This window comes from Stenotrophomonas chelatiphaga (assembly GCF_032054965.1).
In the GTDB taxonomy this organism is placed as follows: domain Bacteria; phylum Pseudomonadota; class Gammaproteobacteria; order Xanthomonadales; family Xanthomonadaceae; genus Stenotrophomonas; species Stenotrophomonas chelatiphaga.
The window spans coordinates 82,260-101,243 of the sequence record NZ_DAMBRS010000007.1 but is presented as its reverse complement, the minus strand read 5'-3'; the positions used below and the strand labels follow the sequence as shown (position 1 = coordinate 101,243).

The 18,984-nt window shown below is 68.3% G+C and carries 19 protein-coding genes and 1 riboswitch; of the genes, 15 read left to right on the top strand and 4 right to left on the bottom strand.

Features of this window, described 5'->3' with window-relative positions:
• Positions 1 to 179: 179 nt before the first annotated feature.
• The gene (locus tag RTX79_RS10910; RefSeq protein ID WP_312683702.1) at positions 180 to 776 is read right to left on the bottom strand and encodes a DUF416 family protein; all 597 of its coding nucleotides are present in this window, start codon (positions 774 to 776) and stop codon (positions 180 to 182) included.
• A gap of 390 nt (positions 777 to 1,166) precedes the next feature.
• On the opposite strand from RTX79_RS10910, the gene RTX79_RS10905 reads away from it, so the two are divergent.
• Positions 1,167 to 1,538, top strand: coding sequence for a transcriptional regulator (locus RTX79_RS10905; RefSeq protein WP_312683700.1), 372 nt, complete (start codon positions 1,167 to 1,169; stop codon positions 1,536 to 1,538).
• Positions 1,539 to 1,559: 21 nt separating this feature from the next.
• On the opposite strand, the gene RTX79_RS10900 is transcribed toward RTX79_RS10905, so the two are convergent.
• The gene (locus RTX79_RS10900) at positions 1,560 to 2,480 is read right to left on the bottom strand and encodes a LysR family transcriptional regulator (protein WP_312683698.1); all 921 of its coding nucleotides are present in this window, start codon (positions 2,478 to 2,480) and stop codon (positions 1,560 to 1,562) included.
• A 121-nt stretch (positions 2,481 to 2,601) separates the two neighbouring features.
• Here RTX79_RS10900 and RTX79_RS10895 point away from each other — a divergent pair, with 121 nt between their 5' ends.
• Positions 2,602 to 2,871: a DUF2798 domain-containing protein gene (locus RTX79_RS10895; protein ID WP_309688969.1), complete on the top strand. Its 270-nt coding sequence runs from the start codon at positions 2,602 to 2,604 to the stop codon at positions 2,869 to 2,871.
• A 131-nt stretch (positions 2,872 to 3,002) separates the two neighbouring features.
• Positions 3,003 to 3,854, top strand: coding sequence for a formyltetrahydrofolate deformylase (purU, locus tag RTX79_RS10890; RefSeq protein ID WP_312683695.1), 852 nt, complete (start codon positions 3,003 to 3,005; stop codon positions 3,852 to 3,854).
• Between the two features lie 11 nt (positions 3,855 to 3,865).
• Here purU and pncA read toward each other — a convergent pair whose 3' ends face one another.
• Together pncA and metE are read right to left on the bottom strand one after the other, a co-directional pair.
• On the bottom strand, positions 3,866 to 4,492 hold the full coding sequence (gene pncA, locus RTX79_RS10885) for a bifunctional nicotinamidase/pyrazinamidase (RefSeq protein WP_057507578.1): 627 nt from the start codon (positions 4,490 to 4,492) through the stop codon (positions 3,866 to 3,868).
• A 91-nt stretch (positions 4,493 to 4,583) separates the two neighbouring features.
• The gene (gene metE / locus RTX79_RS10880) at positions 4,584 to 6,887 is read right to left on the bottom strand and encodes a 5-methyltetrahydropteroyltriglutamate--homocysteine S-methyltransferase (protein ID WP_312683692.1); all 2,304 of its coding nucleotides are present in this window, start codon (positions 6,885 to 6,887) and stop codon (positions 4,584 to 4,586) included.
• 218 nt (positions 6,888 to 7,105) lie between these two features.
• Positions 7,106 to 7,337, bottom strand: a riboswitch (cobalamin riboswitch).
• Between the two features lie 95 nt (positions 7,338 to 7,432).
• Between metE and RTX79_RS10875 the strand changes: the two genes are divergently transcribed.
• The 12 genes from RTX79_RS10875 (at position 7,433) to RTX79_RS10820 (ending at position 18,972) form a co-directional block, all read left to right on the top strand.
• Positions 7,433 to 8,206 carry a hypothetical protein gene (locus RTX79_RS10875; RefSeq protein WP_312683691.1) on the top strand — a complete coding sequence of 258 codons (774 nt, stop codon included), beginning with the start codon at positions 7,433 to 7,435 and terminating at the stop codon, positions 8,204 to 8,206.
• 67 nt (positions 8,207 to 8,273) lie between these two features.
• Positions 8,274 to 8,843, top strand: a complete 570-nt coding sequence (locus tag RTX79_RS10870; protein WP_312683690.1) for a sigma-70 family RNA polymerase sigma factor — start codon at positions 8,274 to 8,276, stop codon at positions 8,841 to 8,843.
• Entirely contained in the window at positions 8,840 to 9,613 is a 774-nt protein-coding gene (locus RTX79_RS10865; RefSeq protein ID WP_312683689.1) for an anti-sigma factor, read from the top strand. The genes RTX79_RS10870 and RTX79_RS10865 overlap by 4 nt, the downstream gene beginning before the upstream one ends.
• An 87-nt stretch (positions 9,614 to 9,700) precedes the next feature.
• Complete coding sequence (locus RTX79_RS10860; protein WP_309688949.1) at positions 9,701 to 10,663, top strand: acyl-CoA desaturase; 963 nt, start codon at positions 9,701 to 9,703, stop codon at positions 10,661 to 10,663.
• 1 nt (position 10,664) lies between these two features.
• Positions 10,665 to 11,945: an NAD(P)/FAD-dependent oxidoreductase gene (locus RTX79_RS10855; RefSeq protein WP_057507572.1), complete on the top strand. Its 1,281-nt coding sequence runs from the start codon at positions 10,665 to 10,667 to the stop codon at positions 11,943 to 11,945.
• Positions 11,942 to 12,706 carry a DUF1365 domain-containing protein gene (locus RTX79_RS10850; RefSeq protein ID WP_312683688.1) on the top strand — a complete coding sequence of 255 codons (765 nt, stop codon included), beginning with the start codon at positions 11,942 to 11,944 and terminating at the stop codon, positions 12,704 to 12,706. The genes RTX79_RS10855 and RTX79_RS10850 overlap by 4 nt, the downstream gene beginning before the upstream one ends.
• Positions 12,703 to 13,956, top strand: coding sequence for a cyclopropane-fatty-acyl-phospholipid synthase family protein (locus RTX79_RS10845; RefSeq protein WP_312683686.1), 1,254 nt, complete (start codon positions 12,703 to 12,705; stop codon positions 13,954 to 13,956). The genes RTX79_RS10850 and RTX79_RS10845 overlap by 4 nt, the downstream gene beginning before the upstream one ends.
• Before the next feature lies 1 nt (position 13,957).
• Positions 13,958 to 14,509, top strand: coding sequence for a DUF2878 domain-containing protein (locus tag RTX79_RS10840; RefSeq protein WP_312683684.1), 552 nt, complete (start codon positions 13,958 to 13,960; stop codon positions 14,507 to 14,509).
• Positions 14,506 to 15,300, top strand: coding sequence for a DUF1295 domain-containing protein (locus RTX79_RS10835; RefSeq protein WP_312683683.1), 795 nt, complete (start codon positions 14,506 to 14,508; stop codon positions 15,298 to 15,300). Before RTX79_RS10840 ends, RTX79_RS10835 begins: the two co-directional genes overlap by 4 nt.
• Positions 15,297 to 16,370, top strand: a complete 1,074-nt coding sequence (locus RTX79_RS10830; protein ID WP_057507567.1) for an SAM-dependent methyltransferase — start codon at positions 15,297 to 15,299, stop codon at positions 16,368 to 16,370. The genes RTX79_RS10835 and RTX79_RS10830 overlap by 4 nt, the downstream gene beginning before the upstream one ends.
• Before the next feature lie 11 nt (positions 16,371 to 16,381).
• A complete protein-coding gene (locus tag RTX79_RS10825) occupies positions 16,382 to 16,915 on the top strand; it encodes a lipocalin family protein (protein WP_309688931.1) in 534 nt (177 codons plus the stop codon).
• Between the two features lie 167 nt (positions 16,916 to 17,082).
• Entirely contained in the window at positions 17,083 to 18,972 is a 1,890-nt protein-coding gene (locus tag RTX79_RS10820; RefSeq protein ID WP_312683682.1) for a patatin-like phospholipase family protein, read from the top strand.
• Positions 18,973 to 18,984: the final 12 nt, after the last annotated feature.

Below are 18,984 nucleotides of genomic sequence, written 5' to 3'. Positions count from 1 at the left end.
CCCTGGCCCCCGGTAGTGACGGCCGCTGGCCGTCATGCTCGCGCCCTGGCGCTTGGTAGGTGACGACCGTTGGTCGTCACGCCGTGGCCCCCAGTAGTGACGGCCGCTGGCCGTCATGCCCGCGCCCTGGCGCTTGGTAGGTGACGACCGTTGGTCGTCACGCTTGCGCGGGCACTCCCTCAGCCCGTGGTTATGTCCGGTAGACTCCCCTGCTGCAGGTTCGACCAGAGAGCGCGCAATTGCGCGGCGCCATGTCGACGGTCTTCTCCCATGCGCTTCAAGAACATCAAACTCTCGCGCTGTGTACGCAGCTCCAGCTCAAGCACCGGATGCATGAGCTTACTGACTTCTAGCGCTTCGCCTCCACTCTGCCAGTCGGAGAACATGAAGGCTGTATCCCTGGCCAGCGTAGCGACCTCAATTAGCTGATTCACCTCTGCCGTTTCGATTGATTCAAGCGTCAGAGCTACAGCCGAAGCCGCATCCAACGCTGCAGAGGTGTAGATAGAGCTGAAATCCTCAGTGTCGGGAGCTTGGAGGTCGCACGCGGAGACAAGCCGCTCGAGATCGAGTGGCGATTCCGCTCGCTCCATCCAGGTCCATACACTGTCGAGCGCTTGCCTCAACACATCGACACTGCCAAATCCAGTCTCCTCATTGAAGAGCCGGTAATTCGGAATCATACGTTCACAGCAATAGGCCATGAACCCGATTCGCTTCCAGATAGAGAGGCACTCTGTGGCCAAGAGGAGTGAAGTCTCTTCGAATACTTCCATGTCTGCTCTACTTATCTTTGATCGGTATGTTCATATCTTTCATCGTAGCTTGGCAGCCGGAGCAGGCTGGCGTTACTCCTGTTGGTGCCACGCTCCAGCCGGAAAAACACAGATTTCCTCATGGACGCGATCAGCCCCGGCTGCGCACGATAGTCCCGCTGGTGCCCGTTGGCCCAGCCGGGATAGCAGTCCCGAACATGTCCGGATCCTCTCTGTTCGTGCCCTCGGGCACGGCGGAGAATGCACTGCCTCGCCAGTTCCATGGCGGGCGGTGCGTGGGGATCTTTGATCCGCCGGTCGAAGTGGATCCAGACATGCCGGCACTGCTACCCGCACCGTCCGCCACCTTGCGCTGCCGCGCAGGTGGCCTTCCACGCTGCGAGGTCACCGATGCTCGACAACGCCCAGACCGATCCCACGCCGTCCTCCACCCCGCCCGATGCCGCAGGAAACACGGCGCACAAGACCACATTCGAACTGCTCGAACTCGCTGCACGCTTCCGTCACCCGGCTGCCGTTGCCGCCCTGCTGGAAGCCTGCATCATCGAAAGCAACGGTGACGCGCAGATAATCGCCCGCACGCTGGCGGCCATCGTGCACGCACAAGGCGTGCGTGATTTCTCGCAACGAAGCGGCGTATCGTGTCGCCAGCTGCGACGCGAGCTGACCGGCCGGCGCCCGGCCCAGTTCGCCACCGTGCTGCAGGTGACGCGTACGTTGGGCCTCAGCCTGCACCTGACCGCGACCGGTAGGGACGGCTGATGACCGTCCGCCCGTTGACCGTCACCCCGCCGGCACCTGCCATGCCACCGGCAAGCCCGCCTGCAGGTGCTCGAACAGCACACGGATGCGTGCGGTGAAATCGCGCCGGTCACTCAGGCAGAAGAACATCTCCATCGGCTCCGGCCGCCACGCCGGATCATCGACCAGCACGGCCTGCAGGCGACCGTCGCGCAGATAGGGTTCGGCGACGAACGCGGCCAGCCGGGTGATGCCGCCGCCGGCCGCGGCCAGTTCGGCCAAGGCATCGATGTCGTCGCAGATCATCCCCGGCTGCATGGTCGCCTCGACGCGGCCCTGTTCGCCCACCAGCCCCCACCGCAGCGGACGGCCGTCGGCGGGGAAGCGGAACAGCAGCGCGCGGTGATCGGCGAGCTGCTCCGGTGAGGTCGGGGTGCCGGCCCGTTCCAGATAGGAAGGAGCGGCGCAGAAAACGAACGGGATGCGCGCCAGCGGGCGTGCCACCAGCCCATCCTGCAGCTGTGCACCGATGCGGATGCTCACGTCCACCGACTCTTCGGCGTGGCGCACGGCGCGGTCGGACAGGCGCAGTTCCAGCTGCAGCTGCGGATACCGGCGTTGCAGGGCGGGCAGCATCGGCGCCAGCACGTGGCGCCCGAACGCGCGGCTGCAGCCGATGCGCAGCGGGCCGACCGGTTCGATGTCGCCGCTGCTGATCGCCGCCTGCGCACCGGCCAGGTCCGCTTCGATGTGCTGCACCTTGGCCAGGTACAGCGCGCCCGCTTCGCTGAGTGACAGCGAACGGGTGCTGCGATTGAACAGGCGCACCCCCAGGTGGGCCTCCAGCCGGCTGATGTTCTGGCCGACCGCGGTGGCGCTGATGCCGAGTGCGCGCGCCGCGCCGGCGATGCTGCCGGCTTCGGCAGTGCGGGTGAAGGTGCGGATGAGCTGTAACAGGTTCATGACCGCACAGCCTGCCATGGCCGGGGGCAAAGTTCTGCTTCGGACTGCCCCAAGCACGCAGGGGCTGCAGCGGCGCTGCGCGTCGGGCATGCTGGGAGGCTGTTCCTGCACGGCCCCCTCCATGTCCGATTCCACTGCGTTGCCGGCCCGCCGCGGGCTGAAGTTCGGCCATCGCGCCACGCCCTATGTGTTCGCCTTTTTCATGGCCGGCATCATGGCGATGCTGATGTGCCTGGTGATCACCGCGGCCCATGCCGGGGTGGACGCGGCCTACCTGGGCCGCGTGCTGGAGGCCTATCTGCTGGCGATGCCGGTGGCGTTCTGCTGCGTGCTGGTGGTGCGCCCGCTGGTGCTGCGGCTGGTAGCGCTGACGGTGCATCCGCCGGGTTGAGGGTAGTGACGGCCGCTGGCCGTCATCCCGGATGCATGCAATGACGGCCAGCGGCCGTCACTACCGATCAAGGCAGTTGCATCTGAGAGCATTTATTCCGCAGCGCAGCAGGCTGCCCTAGACTTGGCCGGATGCGACCCGACTCCATCCTCACCCTGTCCTGCCCGGACCGCACCGGTATCGTCTACCGCGTGTCCGGCCTGTTGTACGACCATGGCTGCAACATCCTCGACGCCCAGCAGTTCGGCGACGAGGAGAGCGGGCGCTTCTTCCTGCGCGTGCATTTCGACCGCGATGCCGGGCTGCCGCTGGATACCGTCCAGGCCTCCATGCAGGCGCTGGCAAGCGACTTCGGCATGGACTGGCAACTGCACGACGGCCGCCGCCGCGCGCGCCTGCTGGTGCTGGTGAGCAAGCAGGGTCACTGCCTCAACGACCTGCTGTTCCGCGCCCACAGTGGCCAGTTGAAGGTGGACATCGCCGCGGTGGCTTCCAACCACGCCGACTTCGCGCCGCTGGCGGCATCCTATGGCATTCCCTTCCACCACCTGCCGGTGAGCGCGGACACGCGCGAGGTGCAGGAACGCCAGATCATCGACCTGGTCGAGCGCGAGAAGATCGACCTGGTGGTGCTGGCGCGCTACATGCAGATCCTTTCGCCGACGCTGTGCCGCGCGCTGGCAGGCCGTGCGATCAACATCCACCACAGCTTCCTGCCCAGCTTCAAAGGGGCGCAGCCGTATCACCAGGCGCACGCACGCGGGGTCAAGATCATCGGTGCCACCGCGCACTACGTGACCGAAGACCTGGACGAGGGGCCGATCATCGAACAGGACGTGGCCCGCGTGGACCATGCGATGACCCCGCGCGATCTGGTGCGGCTGGGCAGCGATACCGAATCGCAGGTGCTGGCGCGTGCAGTGCGCCGGCACGTGGAGCACCGCATCCTGCTCAACGGGCACCGCACGGTGGTGTTCCGGTAGCGCCGGCGCGATCAGAGCAGGGCGATGCCGGCCGTTGCCAGGGCCTGCCGCGTGGCGTCGTCGTTGTCGGCGCTGACCGGTCGGGTCAGGTCCCAGTGGAAGCCCACGGCGAAGCCGGCACTGGCTGCATCCTGCGCGGTCCACAGCACGCAGTAGTCGCGCGCCAGCCCGCACACATGCACTTCGCTGATGCCGCGTTCGCGCAGCCAGCCGGCCAGTCCGGTTGCCGGGCGCGAACCTTCCGGGCCGTGGTTTTCGCGGAACGCGCTGTACGAATCCACCAAGGGGCGGGTGCCTTTGCGCAGCACCAGGTCGGCCGCATTCCAGTCCACGCCGGGATGCAGCACGGCCCCGGCCGACCCCTGCACGCAGTGGTCGGGCCACAGGGTCTGCGGATGGCCGTGCAGCTGGATCTGCGCGAACGGCTGCTGGCCGGCGTAGTGGCTGGCGAAGGACGCATGGTTGGCCGGATGCCAGTCCTGGGTGGCGACCACGGTGCGGTACCGGCGCTGGGCCAGCAACGCAGCGATCGGTGCGACCACGGCATCGCCATCGGCGCAGGCTAACGCGCCGCCGGGCATGAAGTCCGGTTGCAGGTCCACCACGATCAGGGCCACGTGGGCGGGCAGGGGCGTCATGGGAAAATCCGTGCAGGGGAGCACGCAGCGTACCGGTGTACAGGGCGCAGCGTCGAGGGCGGCGGCAGCGTGCCGCCGCCCTCGTTCGTGGTCAGGCCACGCTGGCCTCGGCGTGCTCGGCACGCAGTTCGGCTGCGGCCGCCACCAGTGCCTGCAGTGCAGCGCGGGTCTCCGGCCAGCCACGGGTCTTCAGGCCGCAGTCCGGGTTCACCCACAGCTGTTCCGGCTTCAGCACAGCCAGTGCCTTGCGCAGCAGGTCGACCATCTCCGCCTTGTCCGGCACGCGCGGGGAATGGATGTCATACACGCCCGGCCCGATCTCGTTGGGGTAGTTGAAGCGCACGAAGGCGTCCAGCAGCTCCATCCGCGAACGCGAGGTCTCGATCGAAATGACGTCGGCATCCATCGCCGCCACCGAGTGGATGATGTCGTTGAACTCCGAATAACACATGTGGGTGTGGATCTGCGTGGCATCGCGCACCCCGCTGGTGCTGATCCGGAACGATTCCACCGCCCAGTCCAGGTAGCTGCGCCATTGCGCGCGGCGCAGCGGCAGGCCTTCGCGGATCGCCGGTTCGTCGACCTGGATCACGCCGATGCCGGCGGCCTCCAGGTCATTCACCTCATCGCGCAGCGCCAGGGCGATCTGCCGGCAGGTGGCATCGCGTTCCTGGTCGTCGCGCACGAACGACCACTGCAGCACCGTCACCGGGCCGGTCAGCATGCCCTTCATCGGCTTGCGGGTGAGCGACTGTGCGTACTGCGACCAGCGCACCGTCATCGGCCGTGGACGGCTGACATCGCCGAAGATCACCGGTGGCTTCACGCAGCGCGAGCCGTAGCTCTGCACCCAGCCATTGCCGGTGAAGGCGAAGCCTTCCAGCTGCTCGCCGAAGTACTCCACCATGTCGTTGCGCTCGAACTCACCGTGCACCAGCACGTCCAGTCCCAGTTCTTCCTGCACGCGAACGCAGTGCGCGGTCTGCTGCTCCAGGAAAGCCTCGTAATCGCCCAGCGACAGCTTGCCGGACTTGTGCTGGGCGCGTGCCTCGCGCACGTCCAGGGTCTGCGGGAACGAGCCGATGGTGGTGGTGGGCAGCAGCGGCAACTGCAGCGCGGCGTGCTGGGCCAGGCGGCGCTGCGGATAGCTGCCGTGGCGCCGGGCATCGGCGGCGGACAGGCTGGTCAGGCGCGCGGCGACGGCCGGGTCGTGCACGCGCGGCGAGCGGCGGCGGGCCTCCAGCGCCTCGCGGTTGGCGCTCAGCCCGGCGTCCGCCGACGGCTTGCCGTCCAGCGCATCGGCGAGCACGCGCAGTTCTTCCAGCTTCTGCCGCGAAAACGCCAGCCAGCTGCGCAGCTCGTCGTCCAGCTTCCTTTCCAGGGTCAGGTCCACCGGCGTATGCAGCAGCGAACACGACGGTGCCAGCCACAGCAGGTCCGCACCGCGATCGGTCTGCGCATAGCGCGCCAGGATCAAGGCATTGTCCAGTTGGGTGCGCCAGATGTTGCGGCCGTTGACCAACCCGGCCGACAGCACGCGGCCGGCGGGCAGGGCCTGCAGCACCGCATCCAGCTGCTCCGGTGCGCGCACCAGGTCCACGTGCAGGCCGTCCACCGGCAGCGCGGCGGCAAGGCTGAGATTGTCATCCAGCGCGCCGAAGTAGGTGGCCAGCAGCAGCTTCGGTCGTGCCGCCGCATTGCCACCCAGCACCGCGTAGGCGCGTTCGAATGCCGCGCGGGCGCCCACGTCCAGGTCCTGCACCAGCAGCGGTTCGTCCAGCTGCACCCAGTCCGCACCGGCCGCGCGCAGCTGGGCCAGCAGGTCGACGTAGCACGGCAGCAGCGCATCCAACAGGTCCAGCGCGGCCGACCCATCGGTGGTCTTGGACAGCAGCAGGAAGCTGACCGGCCCCAGCAGCACCGGGCGGGTGTGGATGCCCAGCGCCTTGGCTTCGCGGAATTCGGCCAGCGGCTTGTCACCGCGCAGCGCGAACGCCTGTCCGGCCTGCAGTTCCGGCACCAGGTAGTGGTAGTTGGTGTCGAACCACTTGGTCATCTCCAGCGCATGCAGGTCGATGCCATCGCGCTGCAGCCCGCGCGCCATCGCGAAATAGGCGGCGAGCGGCTCGTGTTCGGCCAGAGCCCGGTAGCGGGCGGGAAGCGCATCGAACAGGAAGGCGGTGTCCAGCACCTGGTCGTACAGGCTGAAATCGTTGCTCGGCGGCACGTCCACGCCGGCTTCGATCTGCAGCTTCCAGTGGCGTGCACGCAGCGCGGCGGCGCTGGCCTGCAGGGTGGCGATGTCATCCTCGCCACTCCAGTGGCGTTCAAGGGCCCGCTTCAGTTCGCGCTTGGCGCCGATGCGGGGAAAACCCAGGTTGGTAACGGTGGTCATTGCAGCGTGTCCTCATTGCATGTCGGCATTGAGGAACGAAGGAACTGCAGGGTGCCGCGCGCCGTTGCCGGCCCACGTCCCTCCTGCCAGCGACCTTCGCCCCCGCGGGCGAACCGGATGCCGTGGACAGGCGCACGTGCCGACGCGTCCCGCTGGCGGCGGGACGGCATGGGCCGGGCAACCTCCCCGCGGAGATTCCAGGTCGAATCGAAGGACGTGCAGGTCCTCCGGCCGGGGCCGGTATTCGGGCTGTTGGACACGGACGTTGCCGCCCACCTAGTGTCCGCCGCTTCCCAGGCCGTGGCCCAGTGCTGTTGGCGGAGGTCGTTTCCATTCACCGCTGCGGGGCAGCTCCGGAATACGTGCACGGGGCACGGTCACCGGATTCCCGTTTAAATCCATCCTTTCATTCGCATGAAGAGATGAATACCTTCGGCGAGCACAAGGTAGGCCCAAGTGCGGCATCGGTCAAGGGGCCGGCGCCGCACTGCATCCAATGCGCCGCCTGCTGCGTATCTGTCCATGAGCCCGCTGCGGACCCTGCCATGCGCTACCCATCGTTGCCCTGCCTGCTGTTGCTTGCCGCCGCTGCCGCGCCTGCCGGTGCCGCCGTGCTGCGCGTGGAAGGCGAGGCGCTGGCGCCGAAGGGGGGCCGGGCGCTGTACCGCGAAACCCACTATCTGCAGGACGTGGGGGCGCAGCAGGCGCGGCTGGTGCTGTACCGCTGCAATGATGGACGCGCGTTCGCGCGCAAGTGGATGCCGGCCGCCGCCAATGCGCAGGCACCGGATTTCGAGTTCGTCGATGGCCGTGACGGGCGCCGCGAGGCAGTGCAGTCCCAGGGCCCGCAGCGCCGCGTCAGCATCCGCGCCGCCAGCGGTGCAGCCGACGCAGCCAGGACCCTGGACATGCCCACGGGCGGGGTGATCGACGCCGGATTCGATGCGGCCGTGCGTGCGCACTGGCCTGCGCTGCTGCAGGGCGAAACGGTAGCCTTGCCGTTCCTGCTCACCAGCCGTCAGCGCTGGTTGCCGGTGAAACTGCGCCGGGTCGGTGCGGTGGACTGGCAGGGCCAGCCGGCCGAACAGCTGCAGATGCAGCTGGACGCCTGGTTCGGCTTCGCGGTGCCGGCGGTCACCCTGGTCTACGCGCGTGCCGATCGCCGGCTGCTGCAGTTCGAAGGCACCGGCAACGTGCGCGACGCTGAAGGTGGCTGGCCGCAGGTGCGCATCCGCTTCCCCGGCGTGCCGCAGCCGGTCAGCGAAGGCGAGCTTTCCGCCGCACGCAGCCAACCCCTGGTGGCTTCATGCAGCCGATGATGGACTTGCGGTATGCGCGCCGAGCAACGAGGATGCAGGTCTGCCCCTGTGCCACGCGGAGCCTGCAATGCCCCAGCCGGACGCCCCCGACGGTGCCGACGCGCGCCGACTCGACGCCCTGCTCGAACAGGTGGCGGCGCAGGATCGCGATGCCTTCGAAGCGCTGTACCAGCAGGCCGGCGGACGCCTTTTCGCGATCTGCCTGCGCCTGCTGCGTGACCGCGGTGAAGCCGAGGACGTGCTGCAGGAGGTGTTCGTGACCGTCTGGCACAAAGCCTCGCGCTTCGATCCCGGCAAGGCCTCGGCGATGACCTGGCTGTCCATGCTGGCGCGCAACCGATCAATCGACCGGCTGCGCGCTGCGCCGCCGCGGGCGCTTGACGATGTGTCCATCGCCGAGGAGCTGCCCGACGGCGACCTGCAGCCGGCCCAGCTGGCCGAACGCAACGACGAAGACGCGCGGCTGCAGGACTGCATGCAGGCGCTGGAACCGCGCCGGCGCAGCCTGATCCGCGCCGCCTTCCTTGACGGCGCCAGCCACGATGAACTGGCGCGCCGCCTTGCCACTCCGCTGGGTACGGTGAAAAGCTGGATCCGCCGTGGCCTGACCCAGCTTCGGGTGTGCCTGGAACCATGAACATCCGCGACCTTCACCACGAAGACGGGCAGCCGCCGAGCGCCGACCAGCAGGCCGGTGAGTACGTGCTGGGCGTGCTGGATGCCGACCAGCGCAGGCAGGCCGAGCAGCGCATCAGTTCCGATGCGGGTTTCGCGCGCCTGGTGGACCAATGGGAACGACGGCTGGCGCCGCTGCTGGAAGAAGTGGGCAGCGCCCCGGTGCCGGCCCATGTGTGGCTGCGCGTGCGCCGTGAACTGGGCTGGGCGACCTTCGACGCCGCTCCGAACGCGCGTCCGTGGCAGCGCACCGGCTTCTGGCAGGGCGCCACCGCACTCGCCGCCGCGCTGGCGCTGGTCGCGGTGTTCACCCGCCCGGCACCGGATGCCCCGGGACCCACGCCGGTGGCCGTTACCCCGGCACCGACCCCGGCGGCTGAACCGGAACAGGCCACGCGCCCGGTCACTCCGCTGCTGCATGACGATGGCCGTGCCGGCTGGCTGGCGTCGGTCGATGCCACGCTGGGCAAGGTGCTGATGGTGCCGGTGCCGTCCGCGCCGGATGCGCAGGGTCGCGCGCCGGAGCTGTGGGTGATCCCGGCCGGTGGCGCCCCGGTGTCGCTGGGCCTGGTCTCCAACGACCGCGCCCATACCGTGGACGTGCCCGCGGCGCTGCGTTCGGCGCTGGTCAATGGGTCGGTACTGGCCATCACGCTGGAACCGTCGGCGGGTGCGCCGCACCCGGCGCCGAGTGGCCCGGTGGTTGCCAAGGGAGACATCGCCAACCTGTAGCGGTCCGGAAAATTTATTTTCCGGACGCTGCATCCACAGGCCCGCTGGCATCGTATCTCCTGACAGTAGATCCAGGAGGGATGCACGATGTCGGCCACACCCGCAGTACCGCCGCCCCGCCCGCGGCGCTGGTCCGCCCTGTTGCGCTGGTTCGATACCGCCGCCCGGGAGCCCAGCGCGGCCGACGCCGCCGAAGCCGATGGCAAGCGCATCGACTGGCTGCGTGCGCTGCCGTTCGTGGGCCTGCACCTGGCCTGCGTGGCGGTGATCTGGGTGGGCGTATCGTGGGTGGCGGTGGCCGTGGCCGCGTTGCTGTACGCGGTGCGCATGTTCGCCATCACCGGCTTCTACCACCGCTATTTCTCCCACCGCACCTTCCAGACCTCGCGTCCGGTGCAGTTCCTGTTCGCCGCCATCGGCGCCGCCAGCGTGCAGCGCGGGCCGTTGTGGTGGGCGGCGCACCATCGCAGCCACCATCGCCATGCCGACCAGCCGCTGGACCCGCATTCGCCGCGCGAACACGGATTCTGGTGGAGCCACATGGGCTGGTTCCTGACCCGCGAAGGGTTCCGCACCGACTGGTCGCGCATTCCCGATCTGGCCCGCTTCCCGGAACTGCGCTGGCTGGACCGCTTCGACACGCTGGTGCCGGTCGCGCTGGCCGCGGCACTGTACGGGCTCGGCGCGCTGCTTGAGCAGGTGGCGCCCGCGCTGGGCACCAGCGGCCCGCAGATGCTCGTCTGGGGGTTCTTCATCTCCACCGTGGTGCTGTTCCATGCCACGGTCACCATCAATTCGCTGGCCCACCGCTTCGGCCGCCAGCGCTATGACACCGGCGATGACAGCCGCAACAACCTGTGGCTGGCGCTGCTCACCTTCGGCGAGGGCTGGCACAACAACCACCACTTCTTCCCCGGTACCGCGCGCCAGGGCTTCCGCTGGTGGGAAGTGGACATCACCTGGTACGGCCTGCGGCTGATGCAGTCGCTGCGGCTGGTGCACGGACTCAAGCCGGTGCCGGCCTGGGTGCTGGCCAAGGCAAAGGACTGACATGCGCATCGCCGTCATCGGATCGGGCATTGCCGGACTGGCCAGCGCGTGGTGGCTGGACCAACAGCACGAGGTCACCCTGTTCGAGGCCAACGATTACCTCGGTGGCCACACCCATACCCACGCGCTGCAGGTGGATGGCCGCGCGGTATCGGTGGACACCGGATTCATCGTGTTCAACCCGCAGCACTATCCGCTGCTCAGCGGCCTGTTCGACGAGCTCGATGTCGCCTCGCAGCCGACCACCATGAGCTTCTCCGCGCACAGCGAACGCAGCGGGGTGGAGTACAACGCCACCTCGTTGAATGGCCTGTTCTGCCAGCGCCGCAACCTGCTCTCGCCACGCTTCTGGGGGATGCTGGCCGACCTGCGGCGCTTCTATCGCGAGGCCCCGCTTCTGCTGCAGGGCGACGAGGCCGGGCCGACCCTGGGCCAGTACCTGCACGACCACCATTACGGCGAGGCCTTCGTCGAAGAGCACCTGCTGCCGATGGCATCGGCCCTCTGGTCCTCGCCGGCCACCAGCGTGCGTGACTTCCCGGCGCGCTACCTGGTGCAGTTCATGGCCAACCACCAGATGCTGCAGCTCACCGGCCGTCCGCAATGGCGGGTGGTGCAGGGCGGCTCAGCGCGTTACGTGGACGCGCTGCGCCAGCGCTGGCAGGTGCGCGAGCGGCTGGAGTGCCCGGTGCTGGCAGTGGAACGGCTGGCCGATGGCGTGCTGGTGCACAGCGCGGCCGGCGCGGAGGGCTTCGACCACGTGGTGATGGCCTGCCATAGCGATCAGGCGCTGGCCCTGCTGCAGGATCCGGATGTGGTGGAGCGCAGCGTGCTCGGCGCCATCCGCTACCAGCCCAACGAGGTCGTGCTGCATACCGATGCCGCCCTGCTGCCGCGCAACCGCGCGGCGTGGGCGGCGTGGAACGCGCACGTGCCGCGCGATCCGGCGCAGGCCTGCACGGTGACCTACTGCATGAACCTGCTGCAGGGCCTGGATACGCCCACCCCGCTGCTGGTGACGCTCAACCGCAGCGAGGCGATCGACCCGGCCAAGGTGCTGCGTCGCCTGCGCTACGCACACCCGGTGCACGACCACGCCATGGTCCGTGCGCAGCGGCGCTGGCACGAGGTGCAGGGACGCCGTCATACCTGGTTTGCGGGCGCGTACTGGGGCTGGGGTTTCCACGAAGACGGCATCCGCAGTGCGCGCCGTGTGGTGGATGCACTGCATGCGGTGAGTGCCGAAACGCATTGGCCGCGTCACGAGGAAACCACCGCGTGAGCGCCAGCGCGATCTACCGCGGCGAGGTCGTGCACCGCAGGCACGTGCCGCATGCACACGCCTTCCGTTATCCGATCGCACAGCTGCTGCTGGACCTGGACGAGGTGGACAGCGTGTTCGACCGGCGCTGGCTGTGGTCGGTGGGCCGCCGCAACCTGGCCGAGTTCCGCCGCAGCGACTACCTGGGTGACCCCGACCAGCCGCTGGCCGAAGCGGTGCGCGACCGTGCGCAGGCCGTGCTTGGCCACCGTCCATCGGGCCCGGTGCGCCTGCTCGCGCACCTGCGCCACGCCGGCCATGTGTTCAATCCGGTCAGCTTCTACTACTGCCACGCCGCCGATGACACGCTGGAGTGCATCGTCGCCGAGATCACCAACACACCGTGGAAGGAGCGCCATGCCTACGTGCTGGCGGTCGCCGACGCGGAAGCCCGTGGCCGCGCGCTGCGCTGGCGTTTCGACAAGCAGTTCCATGTTTCGCCCTTCATGCAGATGGACTGCCGTTACGACTGGCGCTTCACCGTGCCCGGCGACGACCTGCGCGTGCACATGCAGGTGTGGCGCGACGGCCAGCGCCAGTTCGATGCGACCCAGTCGATGCAGCGCCGTGCGCTGGACGGCCCCGGACTGGCGATGGTGCTGGCCCGGCATCCGCTGATGACGCTGCAGGTGGTCGGCGCGATCCATTGGCAGGCGCTGCGCCTGTGGCTGAAACGCAATCCGGTCCACGACCATCCTTCGCTTGCTGGAAAAAACCAATGAACGACATGAGCCACAGCATGGCCCTGCCACGGCCTGGGCGCCTGGACGCCTTCCTTCGCCGCCAGCTGCTGGCCAAGCTGGGCGCGCTGCGTGACGGTCGCCTGCGGGTCCGCGATGCGCTGGGTGAAGTGGTGCTCGGCACGCAGGGCAGTGGCCCGCTGGTGACGGTCACCATCGATGACCCGGCGTTCTATCGCGCGGTGGCGACCCAGGGCAGCGTGGGCGCCGGCGAAAGCTACATCCGCGGCCAGTGGCGCTGCGACGACCTGGTGGCGCTGGTGCAGCTGCTGGTGCGCAACCGCGAGCTGCTCGACGGCGTGGAACGCGGCCCGGCGCGCATCGGGGGCTGGGCGCTGAAAGCCTGGGCGCAGCTGCGCCGCAATACCCGCGAAGGCAGCCGCCGCAACATCGCCGCGCACTACGATCTGGGTAATCCGTTCTTCTCGCTGTTCCTGTCCAAGGACCTGATGTATTCCTCGGCGCTGTTCGAGGACGGCGATATGCTGGACGCCGCATCGCAGCGCAAGCTGGCGCGCATCTGCGAACAGCTGCAGCTCACCCCTGGCGACCACGTACTGGAGATCGGTACCGGCTGGGGCGGCTTTGCGATGTACGCAGCGCGCCACATCGGCTGCCGCGTCACCACCACCACGATATCGGTGGAGCAGCACGCGCTGGCCAGCCAGCGCATCGAAGCGGCCGGACTGCACGACCGGGTGACCCTGCTGCTGAAGGACTACCGCGACCTGGATGGCCAGTACGACAAGCTGGTGTCCATCGAGATGATCGAGGCGATCGGCGCGCAGTACCTGCAGACCTATTTCGCCACCCTGACCCGCCTGCTGAAGCCGGAAGGATTGGCCCTGCTGCAGGCGATCACCATCGAAGACGAGCGTTACGAGCAGGCGCGGCGCAGCGTGGATTACATCAAGCGCTTCGTGTTCCCCGGCAGTTTCATTCCCTCACTGAACGCCATGCTGGCGGCCAAGACCCGCAGCAGCGACCTGCAGCTGATCGGCCAGATGGACTTCGGACAGTCCTACGCACTGACCCTGCGCGCCTGGCGCGAGCGCTTCCTCGCCCAGCTGCCGGCGGTGCGCGCGCAGGGCTTCGATGAGGATTTCATCCGCATGTGGGAGTTCTACCTCGCGTACTGCGAAGGCGGCTTCCTGGAGCGCTCGATCGGTGTGTCGCAGCTGTTGCTGGCGCGGCCGGGCTACCGTCCCCCGCCGCTGGCCGGAGCGCACTGAGATGCACTTCTGGGGCAACCTGATCGGCAACCAGCTGGTGTGGTTCTGCGCCGTGGCCGGTGCCGGACGCGGTCTGTACTGGCCGGCGCTGGTGGCTGCGGCTGCCTATGTGCTGAGCCAGCTGCTGCTGTCCCCGCACCCGGCGGTGGACCTGAAGCTGATCGCGCTGGCGATCGGTTGCGGGCTGGTGGTGGACGGCGTGGCCGGTGCTTCCGGGCTGGTGGTGTACGCCGCAGGCAACGCCGAACGCGGGTTGGCGCCGGTCTGGATCCTTGCCTTGTGGGCATCGTTCGCGATGACCCTGACGGTCTCTTTCGCTGCCCTGCAGCGCCGGTGGCTGCTGGCCGTTCTGGTCGGCCTGCTGCTGGCCCCCTTGGCCTATGTCTCGGCCGCGCGGGGATTTTCTTCGCTGACTTTCGCCACGCCGGCCTGGCAGGGCATTGCCGTACTGGGTATTGGCTGGGCGCTCGCGCTGCCGCTGTTGGCCACCTGCGCGCGGCGCTGGCAGCCGGCACGCCGCGGTGACCCCGTGGAAACAGGAGAAACACGATGAAGCTGTTGTGGTGGGTGTGGCTGTATGCCGCCGTGGTGATGAGCTGGGGCTGGTGGTGGCAACGCCGGCACCAGAACATCGGCGTGGTGGACGTGCTGTGGGCCAAGAGCGTGGCCGCCGCCGCGCTGCTGCTGGCGCTGCTGGGGGAGGGCGCGCTGCTGCCGCGGCTGGCGCTGGGCGTGCTGGGCGGGCTGTGGGGAGCCCGCCTGGCACTCCACCTGTGGCGGCGCGTGCGCAGCGAAGAAGAGGACGGTCGCTACCGTTACCTGCGCGATCACTGGCACGGCCACCAAGGCAAGATCTTCGGCTTCTTCCAGGCCCAGGCGCTGCTGGTGGTGCTGTTCGCCCTGCCGTTCATCGCGGTGGCGCAGAACCCGCGCGGGGATGGTATCGGCTGGGTGCTGGCCGCGGTGGCGATGTGGCTGCTGAGCGTGGGCGGGGAGAGCCTGGCCGACCGCCAGCTCGCCCGCTTCCGCGCCGATCCGGCGAACAAGGGCCGCACCTGCCGCGAGGGGCTGTGGCGCTATTCCCGGCATCCCAACTACTTCTTCGAATGGCTGCACTGGTTCACCTATGTGCTGCTGGCCGTGGGTTCCCCGCTGTGGTGGCTGGCCTGCGCCGGCCCGGTGGTGATGTATGTGTTCCTGCGCTGGCTGAGCGGCGTGCCGTTCACCGAGAAACAGGCGCTGCGCAGCCGCGGCGAGGACTACCGCCAGTACCAGCGCAGCACGTCGATGATCTTTCCCTGGTTCCCCAGTGAACCCACCCCTTCCAAGGAGCCGCGCCGATGAGCACCCAGATCCAGTCCCTGCCGCTGCCAGACCCTGCCGCAGGACTGACCGGCCTGGCCGAACGCGGGCTGCTGCCCGATGTGCTGCTGCGCTATGGCATCCGCCGGCAGTGCGCGCAGCGCCTGCGCGAGGAGTTCGAGGGCGGCACCGAGGCCCAGGCACTGCGCTTTTCCGAGCGCATCGCCGAACTGGCGGGCAGTCCGTTGGCCCTGCACGTGGATGCGGCCAACCGCCAGCACTATGAAGTGCCGGCGGCGTTCTTCGAAGCGTGCCTGGGCAAGCGGCTGAAATACAGCAGCTGCTACTACCGCACCGGCACCGAGACCCTGGACCAGGCCGAAGAAGCGATGCTGGAGCTGTACGCCGAGCGCGCCGGCCTGGCCGACGGCCAGGACATCCTGGAACTGGGGTGCGGCTGGGGATCGTTGACCTTGTGGATGGCCGAGCGTTATCCGCAGGCGCGCATCACCGCGGTGTCGAACTCGCACGGGCAACGTGCGCACATCGAGGCGCAATGCCAGGCGCGTGGACTGCGCAACGTGCAGGTGCTGACCCGCGACGTCAACCACCTGGAGCTGCCCGCGCGCTCCTTCGACCGCGCGGTGTCCATCGAGATGTTCGAACACATGCGCAACTACGACCGGCTGCTGGGCCGCATCGCCGGTTGGCTGCGCAGCGATGGGGCGTTGTTCGTGCATATCTTCGTGCATCGCACGGCGATGTATCCCTTTGAAACCGAGGGCGAGGACAACTGGATGGGGCGGCACTTCTTCACCGGTGGCCTGATGCCGGCAGCGGACACGCTGCTGCACTTCCAGCACGACCTGCTGCTGCAGCAGCGCTGGTTGCTGGATGGCACGCACTACCAGCGCACCGCCAACCACTGGCTGCAGAACCAGGACAGCCAGCGCGACGCGCTGATGCCGGTGCTGCGCCAGACCTACGGCGATGCTGCCGCTGCGTTGTGGTTCCAGCGCTGGCGGATGTTCTGGATGGCCTGCGCCGAGCTGTTCGGTTATGAGAAGGGCCAGCAGTGGCTGGTGGCCCACTACCTGTTCCGTCCCCGTTGAAGGAGAACACCATGCGTCTGTCCCGCCTGCTTCCCGTGATCGCGATGGCGTTGTCGGCCAGCGCCTGTTCGTCCAGTCCGGAACGTCCCTTGCCGCGCGCGACCGCGGTGGACGTGCCGCGCTTCATGGGTGACTGGTATGTCATCGCCCAGATTCCCACCTTCATTGAACGCAAGGCGTTTGATTCGGTGGAACGCTATGCACTGCGACCCGACGGGCGCATCCAGACCACCTTCACTTACCGCAAGGGCAGCTTCGATGGGAAGCTGAAGACGATGCATCCGGTGGGTCGGGTGGAGAAGGAAGGCAACGGCGCGGTGTGGGGCATGCAGTTCATCTGGCCGATCCAGGCCGAGTACGTGATTTCCTGGCTGGATGAGGACTACCAGCAGACCATCGTGGCACGCAGCAAGCGCGACTACGTGTGGTACATGGCGCGGACGCCGCAGGTCAGCGAGGCCGATTACCAGCAGGCCATCGAGAAGATCGCCGCGATGGGTTATGACACCAGCAAGATCCGCAAGGTCCCGCAGTCAGAGCGGTAGTGCCGTGACGACCAACGGTCGTCACCCACCGGGGGCAAGGGCAGGGGCATGACGGCCAGCGGCCGTCACTACCGGGGCAGACGTTGCCTTCGAAATGCGTCAGCGATCTCATGCGGTGAGAGGCCTGCTTGCCATAATCAGGGTCGAATCCAGCGGAGGGTCGGCCCGTGGCAGCCAAGTACTGCGATCTGGTCATGAAGGGCGGAATCACCAGCGGCATCGTCTATCCCAACGCGGTGCTGGCGCTGGCCAGGGACTACCGCTTCAAGAGCATCGGCGGTACCTCGGCCGGCGCCATCGCAGCCGCCGTGGCGGCGGCGGCCGCGCTCGGTGATCGCCGTCGCCAGGCAGGCGAGACGGTGGGGCCGCAGGCCGGCTTCGAGGGACTGGCCGGCGTATCGGCCCAGCTGTCCACGCGTGGCTTCATCTACGGCTTGTTCCAGCCCGCTCGCGGCGCGCGCGCGGCCTACCGGCTGCTGGTGGTGCTGGCCAGCCATGCGGGGTGGCCACGCAAACTGCTGTGCCTGTTGGCGGCGGTGTTCACCATCGCGCCGCTGGAAGTGCTGCTGTCGCTGGTCGTGCTGTTGGGCATCGGCTACGGCGCCGGCGGGGTGGCGGGCATGCTGGCGACCCTGTTGCCTTCGCTGCTGTGCGCCTACGGTGCCGGCGTGGCCGGCGCGCTGCTGCGGGTGGCACGGGTGGCGCGTGGCAACCTGCTGGGGCTGTGCAATGGCCGCAGCGATGATCCGCAACGCCCCGCACTGACCGACTGGCTGCACGAGGCCCTGCAGCGGTTGTCGGGCAAGCCGGACGATGCACCGCTGACCTTCGCCGACCTGCACGGCGCCCCGCGCTATGCGGACGAACCGCAGGATGGCCGGGCGATCACCCTGCAGATGATCAGTACCTGCGTGTCGCACAACGAGCCGCGCACCCTGCCGTTTTCCGAAGCACGCTTCTGGTTCCTGCGCGAAGAGTTCGACCGCCTGTTCCCGCGCAGCGTGGTGGACGGGCTGGTGGCCGATGCCGGCGCCCCGGAGCAGGTCGACGGCCGGCTGTACTATCGATTGCCGCCGGAAGGCCAGCTGCCGGTGCTGGTCGCCACGCGGATGAGCCTCAGCTTTCCGCTGTTGATCAGCGCGGTGCCCCTGCATGAGCCGGCGCGCCACCATGCGGTGGTGCAGGGCAACCGTGCCGAACCGGGACGGGGCGGCAGGAACGTGGCCGACAGCATGGAGGGCCTGGCCAGCGGCGGGCAGCAGGGCGCGGCCGCGGCAGGCTCATCGATCGCCGGCTACCGCCGGTGCTGGTTCTCCGACGGCGGCATCAGCAGCAACTTCCCGATCCATCTTTTCGACGCCGCGCTGCCACGTTGGCCGACCTTCGCCATCAACCTGGTGTACCCCGGTGATGCCCGGGAAGTGTCTGATGCGGCCGATGCGCCGCAAGCGCTGGAACGCGCGGTGGTGCTGCCAACCGGCAACCGCGAACGCTGGCAGCGCGGTTACCGCGACATCGCCTCGCCGATGGCTGCCACCGAGCTGACCCGTTTCCTGTTCGCGATCGTCGCCACCATGCAGAACTGGCGCGACCTGCTGCAGGCCCGCGCGCCCGGCTACCGCGACCGCATCGTGCATGTCACCCTGGAAGGCGACGAGGGCGGCATGAACCTGGACATGCCGCAGGAGGTGCTCGGTCGCATCGCGCAGAAGGGCACGCTGGCCGGTGAGCGCTTCTGCCGCTTCTCGTTCGAAAACCACTACTGGATACGCTGGCGCAATGCCGCTTCGGCCTACCAGCGCTACACGCTGGAAGTGTCGCGCACCGATGACGCGGGCCAGCAGGTGGTGGCCTACCGCACCGCCTATGCCAGCGTGGCGGCGGGGCAACCGCCACCGCCGTCGTATCCGCTGGGATCGCAGGAAAAGCGTCGCCAATCCCAGGCGCTGTACGCGCTGATGGTGGAGCAGGGCGCCAGCTGGGACGACTGTGGCCCGGACCTCACCGACGGTGCCCCGCGCCCGCTGCCGCAGATGAAGGTGACCCCGATCTACTAGGTAGCGACGGCC

What these genes read in the sequence shown, in the direction of transcription:
- RTX79_RS10910 (WP_312683702.1), bottom strand. Translation starts at nt 776, where the DNA reads ATGGAAGTATTCGAAGAGACTTCACTCCTCTTGGCCACAGAGTGCCTC.
- RTX79_RS10905 (WP_312683700.1), top strand. Translation starts at nt 1,167, where the DNA reads ATGCTCGACAACGCCCAGACCGATCCCACGCCGTCCTCCACCCCGCCC.
- RTX79_RS10900 (WP_312683698.1), bottom strand. Translation starts at nt 2,480, where the DNA reads ATGAACCTGTTACAGCTCATCCGCACCTTCACCCGCACTGCCGAAGCC.
- RTX79_RS10895 (WP_309688969.1), top strand. Translation starts at nt 2,602, where the DNA reads ATGTCCGATTCCACTGCGTTGCCGGCCCGCCGCGGGCTGAAGTTCGGC.
- purU (WP_312683695.1), top strand. Translation starts at nt 3,003, where the DNA reads ATGCGACCCGACTCCATCCTCACCCTGTCCTGCCCGGACCGCACCGGT.
- pncA (WP_057507578.1), bottom strand. Translation starts at nt 4,492, where the DNA reads ATGACGCCCCTGCCCGCCCACGTGGCCCTGATCGTGGTGGACCTGCAA.
- metE (WP_312683692.1), bottom strand. Translation starts at nt 6,887, where the DNA reads ATGACCACCGTTACCAACCTGGGTTTTCCCCGCATCGGCGCCAAGCGC.
- RTX79_RS10875 (WP_312683691.1), top strand. Translation starts at nt 7,433, where the DNA reads ATGCGCTACCCATCGTTGCCCTGCCTGCTGTTGCTTGCCGCCGCTGCC.
- RTX79_RS10870 (WP_312683690.1), top strand. Translation starts at nt 8,274, where the DNA reads ATGCCCCAGCCGGACGCCCCCGACGGTGCCGACGCGCGCCGACTCGAC.
- RTX79_RS10865 (WP_312683689.1), top strand. Translation starts at nt 8,840, where the DNA reads ATGAACATCCGCGACCTTCACCACGAAGACGGGCAGCCGCCGAGCGCC.
- RTX79_RS10860 (WP_309688949.1), top strand. Translation starts at nt 9,701, where the DNA reads ATGTCGGCCACACCCGCAGTACCGCCGCCCCGCCCGCGGCGCTGGTCC.
- RTX79_RS10855 (WP_057507572.1), top strand. Translation starts at nt 10,665, where the DNA reads ATGCGCATCGCCGTCATCGGATCGGGCATTGCCGGACTGGCCAGCGCG.
- RTX79_RS10845 (WP_312683686.1), top strand. Translation starts at nt 12,703, where the DNA reads ATGAACGACATGAGCCACAGCATGGCCCTGCCACGGCCTGGGCGCCTG.
- RTX79_RS10840 (WP_312683684.1), top strand. Translation starts at nt 13,958, where the DNA reads ATGCACTTCTGGGGCAACCTGATCGGCAACCAGCTGGTGTGGTTCTGC.
- RTX79_RS10835 (WP_312683683.1), top strand. Translation starts at nt 14,506, where the DNA reads ATGAAGCTGTTGTGGTGGGTGTGGCTGTATGCCGCCGTGGTGATGAGC.
- RTX79_RS10830 (WP_057507567.1), top strand. Translation starts at nt 15,297, where the DNA reads ATGAGCACCCAGATCCAGTCCCTGCCGCTGCCAGACCCTGCCGCAGGA.
- RTX79_RS10825 (WP_309688931.1), top strand. Translation starts at nt 16,382, where the DNA reads ATGCGTCTGTCCCGCCTGCTTCCCGTGATCGCGATGGCGTTGTCGGCC.